Genomic DNA, 10,937 nt, shown 5'->3' with positions numbered 1-10,937 from the left:
CGGCGTCAGAACGCCGGGGCAGTTCGGGCCGATCAGGCGCGACTTCGACTTGTCGAGCTTCGCCTTGACCTTGACCATGTCGGCGACCGGAATGCCTTCCGTAATGCAGACGATCAGCGGAATTTCGGCTTCGATCGCTTCCAGGATCGCAGCGCCCGCGCCTGCCGGCGGCACGTAGATCACGGACGCATCGGCGCCGGTCTTTTCCTTGCCCTCGGCAACCGAGGCAAAGATCGGCAGATTTGTGCCATCAACGCCCGACGACCATTCGGTTCCGCCCTTCTTGGGGTGAATACCGCCGACCATCCGGGTGCCGTAATAGGCAAGCGCCTGCTCGGTGTGGAAGGTGCCGGTCTTGCCGGTGAGGCCCTGAACCAGAACCTTGGTGTCTTTATTGACCAGAATGGACATGGGTACTCAGGCCTCCTTAACGGCCGAAACGATTTTCTGGGCCGCGTCGTCTAGATCATCTGCGGAGATGACGTTGAGGCCACTCTCGTCGATGATCTTCTTGCCGAGTTCGACATTGGTGCCTTCCAGGCGGACGACCAGCGGCACCTTGAGGCCGACTTCCTTGACGGCCGCGATCACGCCTTCGGCGATGACGTCGCAGCGCATGATGCCGCCGAAGATGTTGACCAGAATGCCCTTCACGGCCGGATCGGCGGTGATGATCTTGAAGGCCGCCGTGACCTTTTCCTTGGACGCGCCGCCGCCGACATCGAGGAAGTTGGCGGGCTCTGCGCCGTAGAGCTTGATGATGTCCATCGTCGCCATGGCAAGGCCTGCGCCATTGACCATGCAGCCGATATTGCCGTCGAGCGCGACATAGGCGAGGTCATATTTGGAGGCCTCGATTTCCTTGGCGTCCTCTTCCGTGGTGTCGCGCAGCGCGCGGACATCGTCGTGGCGGAAGAGCGCATTGCCGTCGAAGGAGACCTTGGCGTCGAGAACGCGCAGATGGCCGTTTTCCATGACGATCAGCGGGTTGATCTCCAGAAGGCTCATGTCCTTTTCGACAAAGGCCTTGTAGAGGATCGGGAACAGACGTTCGGCGTCCTTGGCGGCGTCGCCCTCAAGCTGCAACGCTTCGCAAAGCGTCTTGACATTGGAGGCGGTCACGCCGGTGTCGGGATCGATCGCGACGGTGACGATCTTGTCCGGGGTTTCCTCGGCCACCGTCTCGATGTCCATGCCGCCCTCGGTGGAAACCACAAAGGCCACCTGGCCGACCGTGCGGTCGACGAGCAGCGAGCAGTAAAGCTCGCGGTCAATATCGGCGCCGTCCTCGATATAGAGGCGGTTGACCTGCTTTCCGGCAGGACCGGTCTGCTTGGTCACCAGCGTGTTGCCGAGCATCTCGTTGACAAAGGCCTTGACCTCGTCGGCGGACTTGGCGAGGCGAACGCCGCCCTTGGCATCGGCCGGCAGTTCCTTGAACTTGCCCTTGCCGCGGCCGCCGGCGTGGATCTGGCTCTTGACCACGTAAAGCGGACCGGGAAGCTTGCCGATAGCGGCCTCGACCTCATCGGCGCTCAGGATGGCAACGCCATCAGCGACCGGCGCGCCATAGCCCTTCAAGAGAGCCTTGGCCTGGTATTCATGAATATTCATGCGGATATCCGTCCTTTTTGAAGAAAGCGGCTTATTTCAGAGCGGGTGCGATTTCCTTGCAGGCGTCGCAGAGCCCCTTGACGGCGTCCACCGACTTGTCGAAGCCCGCCTTGTCTTCGCCCGTAAGCTCGATTTCGACGATGCGCTCGACGCCGCCTTCGCCGATGACGATCGGAACGCCGACATACATGCCGTCAACGCCGTACTGACCGGTCAGGTGGGCAGCAGCCGGCATGACGCGCTTCTTGTCCTTGAGGTAGCTTTCGGCCATGGCGATGGCGGAAGCGGCAGGCGCGTAATAGGCCGAACCGTTCTTCAGGAGCGCAACGATCTCGCCGCCGCCGCCGCGCGTGCGGGTGATGATCGCGTCGAGCTTTTCCTGGGTGGTCCAGCCCATCTTGACCAGATCGGGCAGCGGGATGCCGGCAACGGTCGAATACTGCGCGACCGGCACCATGGTGTCGCCGTGACCGCCGAGAACGAAGGCGGTGACGTCTTCAACGGAGACGTTGAACTCTTCGGCGAGGAAGTAGCGGAAACGGGCCGAGTCCAGCACGCCGGCCATGCCCACGACCTTGTTCGCCGGAAGGCCGGAGAACTTCTGCAGAGCCCAGACCATGGCGTCCAGCGGGTTGGTGATGCAGATGACGAAGGCGTTGGGCGCATACTGCTTGATGCCCGCACCGACGGCTTCCATGACCTTCAGATTGATGCCGAGGAGATCATCGCGGCTCATGCCCGGCTTGCGCGGCACGCCTGCGGTGACGATGCAGACATCGGCGCCTTCGATTGCCGAATAGTCGGAAGCGCCGGAAAGCTTCGCGTCAAAACCATCGACCGGCGAGGATTCCGCGATATCGAGCGCCTTGCCCTGCGGCAGCCCGTCGGCGATATCGAACAGAACGACGTCGCCCAGTTCCTTCAGCCCCGCCAGATGCGCGAGCGTTCCCCCGATCATGCCCGAACCGATCAATGCGATTTTATTGCGCGCCATGAATGTATCCTCTGAAAACTCATTTCTGGACGATGGTCAAAACCGTGCCCATGACGGGGTTGGGATATCGGCAAACGGGGCATTTTTCAACCGGTTTTTACGAGGCCAATATTTTCAATCGGTTATATATGTTTTATTTGACGTTAACGTAAAATAAATGAAAAACGCCGCCCCTATTTCGCCCATTTTTCCTTGTGCGCTGCGAGATAATCCGTGCTGCGCATTTCGAAAAGGCGCGAGGCCGTGCGCTCGAATTCGAACCCTTCCCGTCCCTTGCGATCAACCAGAAGTTCCTCCGGCATGGCTTCCGCCGAGATCACCGTGCGGATCGTCCGGTCGTAAAGCGTATCGACCAGAATGATGAAGCGTTTGATTTCATTGCGCTGATCGGCGGAAAGCTTCGGCACATCATCAATGAAGACGGTCGAGAAGCGGTCGGTGATCGCCATATAGTCGGCGGCGCCCAGCGGCTTCCGGCACAGGTCGTCGAAGGTAAAGCGCGCAAAGGCGCCGCCTGCGTTTGGCACATGCAGCACGCGCCCGCGCAGCGCGATCTCTTCCGGCCCGGTCTCTGCCCCGCGCGTCGCCACTTTCCAGGTCTCGTCCATCTTCCGCCGGGCCTCATCATCAAGCGGGGTGAGATAGACCGGACGCCCCTCGAATTTCTCCATGCGGTAATCGGTATCCGAATCGAGTGTCGTTACCGTGACATTTTCCTTCAGCACCTTGATGAATGGCAGGAAAAGCCCCCGATTGAGGCCGTCCTTGTAGAGATCATCGGGCGCGACATTCGAGGTCGCCACGAGAATGCAGCCGCGCTCGAACAGGGCGGAGAAGAGCCGCGACAGGATCATCGCATCGGCAATATCGGTGACGGTGAATTCATCGAAGCAGAGAAGCCGGTTTTCGCCGATGATCTGGTCGGCGACGGGACCGATCGGATCGGCCTCCTTCACCTCGCCCGCCTTCAGCTTGCGCCGGTGCGCGTTGATGCGCTCCTGCACATCGGCCATGAAGGCGTGGAAATGAGCGCGCCGCTTGTCGGCAATCGGGGCCGCCTCGAAGAACATGTCCATCAGCATCGTCTTGCCGCGCCCGACGCTGCCGTAAATGTAGAGCCCCTCCACAAGCGGGCCGCCCTTCTGGCGCGACAGGCCGAAAAGGCGCGCGATCAGCCGCCCGCCCTTTTCCGCCGGCCTGACGGCCGAAAGCCCTTTCAGAACACGGTCAAGCTCACCGGCGACGGCCAGCTGCGCGGGGTCGGCCTTGAGCTGGCCCTTTTCGGTCATTGTCTCAAGGCGTTTGGTGACGGTCGTGGTTACGGCCATGAAAAATTCCGGAACAAGGATGAACATGCCGCGGGCAGCGCGGCGAAGAAGCCTGATACGGCTCTATCTGACAAATGCCCAACAAAAAAGGGCCCGCCTGAGCGAGCCCTTGTCATATTGCCGGACCTAGCGGCTCAGGACGACCTGCTGGCCGGAGCTGCTCGTGCCTTCGAGGCGACTCTCACCGGTCTTGTAGAGCCGGGCGATTGCGTAGCCATTGGCATCATTCAGCACCAGCTGATCGCCGTTGATGCCCCAGGATTTCATCGTCGAAAGCCCGCCCGTGCAGCCGCGCGTGCCGCCGCGCAGGCCCTCGCCGAGATTGGTCAGAGTCAGGAACATGTCGCACTGGACGCCGCCCTCATTGGCCTTCCAGCTGCCGACGAGCCCGGCATTGGAGAGGGCCATGGCGCCTGCGGGCGCTGCGACATTGCCCATGCCGCCCGAACCCGTGGGCGCGCCGGGCGCTGCCGGAAACTGGCCGCTATTGCCAGCGGTTGCTGTATCGACCGGCATCGTCCCCGAATTATAGGTGCCGCCATAGGTGCCCTGCTGCGCGCCGCCGGGCGGCGGCAGATTGCTGCTCTGCACCTGGCCCGCCGGCGCCGGCGTGAGAGGCTGCGGCTGGGGCGCCACCGGCTGGGAATAATTATAGCTGGTCCGCTGACAGGCGCTCAGCGCCAGGACCGAGGCAATCGCCGTTGCGATCAGAACCTTTTGAACCATTTATCCGAAACTCCCGCTCATGCTCGGCCACTCGTCAATACCAGCAATCATATCGTGCGTTTTCATGGCCCTGCAAGAGGCCGACCCGAAAAGACCGGCCGCTTGTCCCGTTCCGACAGGCTCAAACCGCCCGCTCGACCAGCATTTTCTTGATGCCGGCGATGGCTTTCGCCGGGTTCAGGCCCTTCGGACAGGCCTGGGTGCAGTTCATGATCGTGTGGCAACGATAAAGCCGGAAGGGGTCTTCCAGATTGTCGAGCCGCTCGCCGGTTGCCTCGTCACGGCTGTCGATCAGCCAGCGATAGGCCTGCAGCAGCACGGCCGGGCCGAGATAGCGATCGCCGTTCCACCAGTAGGACGGGCAGGAGGTCGAGCAGCAGGCGCAGAGAATGCATTCGTAAAGCCCGTCGAGCTTGACGCGGTCCTCATGGCTCTGTTTCCATTCCTTCGCCGGCGGCGGGGAGACGGTCTGCAGCCAGGGCTCGATAGAGCGGTGCTGGGCGTAGAAATTGTTGAGATCCGGCACGAGGTCCTTGACCACCGGCATGTGCGGCAGCGGATAGATCTTCACCGCGCCCTTGATCTCGTCCATGCCCTTGGTGCAGGCGAGCGTGTTGGTGCCGTCGATATTCATCGCGCAGGAGCCGCAGATGCCCTCGCGACAGGAGCGGCGTAGCGTCAGCGTCGGGTCGATATTGTTCTTGATGTAGAGCAGCGCATCAAGGACCATCGGCCCGCAATCATCGAGATCGATGAAATAGGTATCGACCGACGGATTCTCGCCGGTATCCGGATTCCAGCGATAGATCTTGAACTCGCGCAGATTGGCAGCGCCCTCCGGCTTCGGCCAGGTCTTGCCCGTCTTGATCTTCGAGTTCTTGGGAAGCGTGAATTCAACCATCAGGCTTTGCCTTTTCCTGTTCTCTTCGCCGACGCGCGTTCGACGGCTGGCATCAGATCATTGTTTTCTTCGATACGAAGCATGCGAATGTCCCGAACCGAAGCCGCAAACCACTCAAATCCGTCCGTCAACTCTTGTATCGTCAGAACACAACTTACGGCGTCGACGGTATCATCACCGAAATAGGTGCTTCCCTGCTGCCAGCCAAAGCCACGTTCAGCAAGGAAACTCCGTATCTCGTAATAGGCATTGTTCCACGATGCGCCCGGATACACCTCCTTCAGGCTGTTGGTATCCAGGTCGAAAACGATCGCATACATGGAACTGCCTTTCGAAGAGTGCGGCACTCGTCTGTTATGTCCGATCACGTTCATGGCAATATCCTTTCACCGCCATGATACCATATCTTCAGGCTGACACGATCAGTAGACACGGGCCTTGGGCGCGATCTTCTTGATGTCGATGCCGTCTGCGATCAGGTCCTGGTGAACCGGGCGATAATCGAGCTTCACTTCGCCGGTCTCGCTGACCCAGGAGAGCGTGTGCTTGCGCCAGTTCTCGTCGTCACGACCGGCGAAGGGGCCGTCGGCATAGTCCTCGCGGGCATGGGCGCCGCGGCTTTCCTTGCGCGCTTCCGCGCCGTAGACCGTGGTGATGGCGCAGGCCATGAGGTTATGGAGCTCAAGCGTTTCGACAAGGTCCGAGTTCCAGATCATCGAACGATCGGTGACCTTGACGTCCGGCAGTTCGCCCCAGATTGCCGAAATCCGCTGGCAACCCTGTTCGAGCGTTTCCTGGGTGCGGAAAACGGCAGCATCTTCCTGCATGGCGCGCTGCATCTTGTCGCGCAGCACCGCCGTCGGCTTGGAGCCGTCGGCATGGCGGATGCGGTCGAAGCGTTCCATGATCTTATCGCAGGCAGCGGTGTTCAGAGCAGGGATCGGGCTTTCGCGGTCGATCACCTGGCCGGCGCGGATCGCGGCGGCGCGGCCGAAGACCACGAGGTCGATCAGCGAGTTGGAGCCGAGACGGTTGGCGCCGTGCACCGAGGCGCAGCCAGCCTCGCCGACGGCCATCAGGCCGGGCGCGACGCGTTCCGGGTTCTCGCTGTCGGCATTCAGCACCTCGCCCCAGTAATTGGTCGGGATACCGCCCATATTGTAGTGCACCGTCGGCAGAACCGGGATCGGTTCGCGAGTGACGTCGACGCCGGCAAAGATGCGCGCGCTTTCCGAAATACCCGGAAGACGTTCCGCCAGGATCGCCGGGTCGAGATGGTCAAGGTGCAGGAAGATATGGTCCTTGTTCTTGCCGACGCCGCGGCCTTCACGGATTTCCATGGTCATGCAGCGGGACACCACGTCGCGCGAGGCAAGGTCCTTGGCCGAAGGCGCATAGCGCTCCATGAAGCGCTCGCCCTCGGAGTTGGTGAGGTACCCGCCCTCGCCGCGCGCGCCTTCGGTAATCAGGCAGCCGGCGCCATAGATGCCGGTCGGGTGGAACTGCACGAATTCCATGTCCTGCAGCGGCAGGCCCGCGCGCGCAATCATGCCCGCGCCGTCGCCTGTGCAGGTGTGGGCAGACGTTGCCGAGAAATAGGTGCGGCCGTAACCGCCGGTCGCCAGCACCACCATCTTGGCGGAGAAGCGATGGATCGTGCCGTCATCGAGGTTCCAGGCAACAACGCCGGTGCAGACGCCATCATCGCTCATGATCAGGTCAAGCGCGAAAAACTCGATGAAGAATTCGGCATTGTTCCTGAGCGACTGTCCGTAAAGCGTGTGCAGGATGGCGTGACCGGTACGGTCGGCCGCAGCACAGGTGCGCTGCACCGGCGGGCCGTCGCCGAAATTCTGCATGTGGCCGCCGAAGGGACGCTGGTAGATCTTGCCCTCTTCGTTACGGGAAAACGGCACGCCGTAATGCTCAAGCTCATAGACCGCCTTCGGCGCCTCCATGACCATGTACTGCATGGCGTCGACATCGCCGAGCCAGTCGGAGCCCTTGACCGTGTCATAGAGGTGCCACTGCCAGCTGTCGGGCGTCATGTTCTGCAGCGAGGCGGCAATGCCGCCCTGGGCGGCAACCGTGTGCGAACGGGTGGGAAAGACCTTGGTGATGCAGGCGGTCTTGAAGCCCTGTTCGGCCATGCCGAGCGTGGCGCGCAGACCCGCGCCGCCGGCGCCGACGACGACCACGTCATAGGCGTGGTCGACATACTCGTAGGCTTTACCGTTCTTTTCGGGAGAGGAAGTTGCCATCTGCTCGTTACCCCACAAATGCGATCTTCAGGAGGGCGAAGAGACAGAAGCCGCCCACCAGGACTGTGAAAAACGTGTTCGCCATCAAGGCGGAGAGCTTGAGGAGCTCATTGTGAACATAGTCGTCGATGACCTCCTGCATGCCGATGCGCATGTGGATCAGCCCGGCGATCACCATCATCCCCATCAGCACGGCGACGAAGGGATTGGCGAGCGAGCCGATGACGGTCTCGTAGGACGCGCCCAGATGGGCGATGACGAACAGGATGAAGAAGATGAAGAGCGGCACGAGGGCAACAGCCGTCATGCGCTGCATCCAGAAATGGTGGGTCCCTCCCTTGGAGGAGCCGAGGCCGCGAACCTTTTTCAGCGGTGTGCGCATATCCATTCTATGTTTCCTCCTACCAGGCAATCAGGCCGATGATCCAGAGCACCACGGTGATGCCGACGGAGACGAAGGGGAGCGCGATCGCCATCTTGGTGGTGAACTCCTTGCCGAGTCCGTGGCCGAAATCCCAGACGAAATGGCGAAGCCCGCCGAGCAGGTGATGCACCAGCGCCCAGGTGTAGCCAAACATGATGAGAAGCCCGAGCCAAGAGCCGAGGAACCAGCTCACGCAATCGAAAGCCTCTTTACCCATGGCGGCGGACACCAGCCAGGCGGCCAGAAGAACGGTGCCGAAATACAAGGCCACGCCGGTGATGCGATGGATGATCGACATCGCCATGGTCGGGATGAACTTGTAGACTTGAAGATGCGGCGACAGGGGCCGGTTGCTGGTCGGTGTGGCCATCAAAACCTCGCGGGTGTTCAAAAGGCGCATAGCATGATGCGGGCAGCCGTCGCCGGAGCGGCGGACAATGCCGTTGTTCCACGGTGGTTTACCCATGACAAGGCATCGCGACAAGCCGATTCACGTTCGCCTGCCCGATTTAATCGGTTTGACGAAACAGGGAATCGACAAAGCGCCCGCCCTCCATCGACCGTGCGGGCGGAAAGTCGCACGCCTCGTCGGACGAGTCCACTTGATTCGTTACATTTCAATGGCTTAACATGAGTAAAAAAGTCATCTTTTAAGCCGAAACAGGCCGCGCATTGCGATCAGCGGAACCGCCAGACCGTCGTCTTCGTCACTTCGCTGTCCTCCAGAACCCGCGTGACCGGCACCTGATATTGCGCCAGCCTCTCCAAACGCGAAACCGGGCAATAGGCGCGCCCGGGATCGCCGACGAGAACGGTGACGCCGGCATCGGTCAGCGCCTCGAACCACGGGACCAATCGATCCGCCCAGTCGGCGTCATAGAAGACATCGCCGGCCAGAAGTACGTCGCAATCAAGCGCTTCGCCCATCAGATCTTTGCCGTCATAGGCGACCTCCACCTCATTCAGTGCCGCATTCAGCGCGACGGCAGAGCCGGACCAGTGATCGATATCGGCCGCCAGAACAGACGTCGCCCCGGAATTTGCCGCTGCAATCGCCACAAGGCCGGACCCCGTGGCGAAGTCCACGACCCGTTTACCGGCAACGCAGTCGGGATGATCCAGCACATAGCGCGCCAACCCCTGCCCGCCCGCCCAGGCAAAGGCCCAGAAGGGCGGCGGCAGGCCGATTTCCTCAAGCTCCGCCTCTGTCTTCATCCAGAGGTCGTGCACCTCGCTTGCGAGTCGAAGCCGGATTTCCGGCACGTGCGGCGGCGTCAGGATATCGGTGTTTTCGAGGATGAATTCTTCACGTTCGTTCATCGCAGGAAGCCGGAACCATATTCGTTCCTCGGGCCACCTTGTTCCGACGGCGGCATCGCTTCATCCTTTTTCGGAGCCGGGCCAGCGCGTCGTCGCCAGAACCCACAACCCGACGATATTTCCGAGCGGCACAAAGCAGAGCAGCACCCAAAAACCGGAAAACCCCATCCGGCGCAGAATGCGCGCCACCGGCCAGCCGAAAATGAGCCACCAAATGAGCGCGGCAATGGCAAGCTGCCAGAGCCCCCAGTGGGCGCCCATCCAGAAGGAATACTCATGCCCGTTCATGGCAATCACTCCCGAGAAAATATGAAGGCGGCAACGACGCTAGGCTTACCGCGGCGGATTGTCCAGCCCGCCCATGCGGCAGACTTCGAGCCATTCGTCTTCCTTCACCGGCTGCACCGAAAGGCGCATCGAGGTCACCAGCGCCATGTCGGCAAGCTTCGGATTGGCCTTAACATCCTTCAGCGTCACCGGCTTCGGCATGTCGGCCACCGCGCGGATATCGACGCATTCCCAGCGCGGGTCGTCGGTGGTCGAGTCATGATGGGCGAGCGCACAGACTTCGCAGATGCCGACGACTTCCAGCCCCTCGTTTGAGTGGTAGAAAAAGCCCTTGTCGCCGATTTCCATGGCCCGCATATTGTTGCGGGCCTGATAATTGCGCACCCCGTCCCACTCTTCCCCGGCCTCGCCCTTCGCCTTGAGCATTTCCCAGGAGAACTTGAACGGTTCGGATTTGAAAAGCCAGTAGGCCATGAAGCTCAGACCCCCGGATTGTTGTAGAGCCACTTATATGGCTTGACCTCGACCTTTTCGAACAGTCCGGCCTTGCCATAGGGGTCCTGCGCGACGATCGCCTCCGCCGAGGCCTGATCCTTCGCCTCGATCAGCAGCATCGAACCGCAGGGCTTCTCCTGCTCGTCGAGAAACGGGCCGGCGATCTTCAGCGTGCCCTTTTCATTCAGCCCGTCGAGCCATTCGAGATGGCGGGGCCGGTTTTCCATACGGATATGAATGTGGTCGGGCTTATCCTTGCACAAAACGGCGAAAAGCATCTTCCTGTCTCCTCTCGTTCTTCATTCGGTCGTGATCGGCCGGGTCATCAGGTCTTCCAGCGCCTGCGGAATGCCGAGCTTGCCATCCAGCACGCGGGCAACGGCATTGGAAATCGGCATCTGCACGCCATAGCTTTCGGCAAGCTCGCTGGCGACAGAGGCAGAATAGACCCCTTCGACGAGCGCCGCATTGATGTTGTCGAAATTGCCTTCGGCCAACGCCACACCATAGCGGAAATTGCGCGACTGGCGCGAGGAGCCGGTCAGCACCAGATCGCCGAGGCCTGAAAGGCCGCGCACCGTCTCCG

At 61.1% G+C, this 10,937-nt stretch carries 14 protein-coding genes and 1 pseudogene; all 15 read right to left on the bottom strand.

The genetic code is table 11. The features are described from left to right. Nucleotides 1–411, bottom strand: a pseudogene (locus AC5DC2_RS11975) (succinate--CoA ligase subunit alpha); the annotation flags it as partial. Between the two features lie 6 nt (nucleotides 412–417). Next, the gene (sucC, locus tag AC5DC2_RS11970; RefSeq protein WP_024706573.1) at nucleotides 418–1,614 is read right to left on the bottom strand and encodes an ADP-forming succinate--CoA ligase subunit beta; all 1,197 of its coding nucleotides are present in this window, start codon (nucleotides 1,612–1,614) and stop codon (nucleotides 418–420) included. Between the two features lie 31 nt (nucleotides 1,615–1,645). Then, nucleotides 1,646–2,608: a malate dehydrogenase gene (gene mdh, locus AC5DC2_RS11965; RefSeq protein WP_491698635.1), complete on the bottom strand. Its 963-nt coding sequence runs from the start codon at nucleotides 2,606–2,608 to the stop codon at nucleotides 1,646–1,648. A gap of 173 nt (nucleotides 2,609–2,781) precedes the next feature. Then, on the bottom strand, nucleotides 2,782–3,936 hold the full coding sequence (zapE, locus tag AC5DC2_RS11960) for a cell division protein ZapE (protein ID WP_491698634.1): 1,155 nt from the start codon (nucleotides 3,934–3,936) through the stop codon (nucleotides 2,782–2,784). Nucleotides 3,937–4,062: 126 nt separating this feature from the next. After that, nucleotides 4,063–4,662, bottom strand: a complete 600-nt coding sequence (locus tag AC5DC2_RS11955) for an AprI/Inh family metalloprotease inhibitor (protein ID WP_491698633.1) — start codon at nucleotides 4,660–4,662, stop codon at nucleotides 4,063–4,065. A gap of 121 nt (nucleotides 4,663–4,783) precedes the next feature. Further along, nucleotides 4,784–5,563: a succinate dehydrogenase iron-sulfur subunit gene (locus AC5DC2_RS11950; protein ID WP_024706569.1), complete on the bottom strand. Its 780-nt coding sequence runs from the start codon at nucleotides 5,561–5,563 to the stop codon at nucleotides 4,784–4,786. Next, nucleotides 5,563–5,937: a virulence factor gene (locus AC5DC2_RS11945; protein WP_491698632.1), complete on the bottom strand. Its 375-nt coding sequence runs from the start codon at nucleotides 5,935–5,937 to the stop codon at nucleotides 5,563–5,565. The genes AC5DC2_RS11950 and AC5DC2_RS11945 overlap by 1 nt, the downstream gene beginning before the upstream one ends. Before the next feature lie 48 nt (nucleotides 5,938–5,985). Then, the gene (sdhA, locus tag AC5DC2_RS11940) at nucleotides 5,986–7,824 is read right to left on the bottom strand and encodes a succinate dehydrogenase flavoprotein subunit (protein ID WP_024706568.1); all 1,839 of its coding nucleotides are present in this window, start codon (nucleotides 7,822–7,824) and stop codon (nucleotides 5,986–5,988) included. Nucleotides 7,825–7,831: 7 nt separating this feature from the next. Then, complete coding sequence (gene sdhD / locus AC5DC2_RS11935; protein ID WP_491698631.1) at nucleotides 7,832–8,212, bottom strand: succinate dehydrogenase, hydrophobic membrane anchor protein; 381 nt, start codon at nucleotides 8,210–8,212, stop codon at nucleotides 7,832–7,834. A gap of 13 nt (nucleotides 8,213–8,225) precedes the next feature. After that, nucleotides 8,226–8,618 carry a succinate dehydrogenase, cytochrome b556 subunit gene (gene sdhC / locus AC5DC2_RS11930; protein ID WP_024706566.1) on the bottom strand — a complete coding sequence of 131 codons (393 nt, stop codon included), beginning with the start codon at nucleotides 8,616–8,618 and terminating at the stop codon, nucleotides 8,226–8,228. A 308-nt stretch (nucleotides 8,619–8,926) separates the two neighbouring features. Then, on the bottom strand, nucleotides 8,927–9,568 hold the full coding sequence (locus tag AC5DC2_RS11925; protein ID WP_491698630.1) for a class I SAM-dependent methyltransferase: 642 nt from the start codon (nucleotides 9,566–9,568) through the stop codon (nucleotides 8,927–8,929). A gap of 60 nt (nucleotides 9,569–9,628) precedes the next feature. Then, the gene (locus AC5DC2_RS11920; protein WP_024706564.1) at nucleotides 9,629–9,856 is read right to left on the bottom strand and encodes a hypothetical protein; all 228 of its coding nucleotides are present in this window, start codon (nucleotides 9,854–9,856) and stop codon (nucleotides 9,629–9,631) included. A 45-nt stretch (nucleotides 9,857–9,901) separates the two neighbouring features. Next, the gene (locus AC5DC2_RS11915) at nucleotides 9,902–10,330 is read right to left on the bottom strand and encodes an EVE domain-containing protein (RefSeq protein WP_491698629.1); all 429 of its coding nucleotides are present in this window, start codon (nucleotides 10,328–10,330) and stop codon (nucleotides 9,902–9,904) included. A 5-nt stretch (nucleotides 10,331–10,335) separates the two neighbouring features. After that, entirely contained in the window at nucleotides 10,336–10,629 is a 294-nt protein-coding gene (locus AC5DC2_RS11910; RefSeq protein WP_024706562.1) for a YciI-like protein, read from the bottom strand. Nucleotides 10,630–10,650: 21 nt separating this feature from the next. Continuing rightward, a partial coding sequence (locus AC5DC2_RS11905; RefSeq protein WP_491698628.1) for an NAD(P)H-dependent glycerol-3-phosphate dehydrogenase occupies nucleotides 10,651–10,937 on the bottom strand: 287 nt, incomplete at its 5' end.

It is taken from the genome of Martelella sp. (assembly GCF_984369615.1).
The sequence above is the reverse complement of the archived record's forward strand: the minus strand, read 5'-3'. Positions and strand labels throughout refer to the sequence as shown.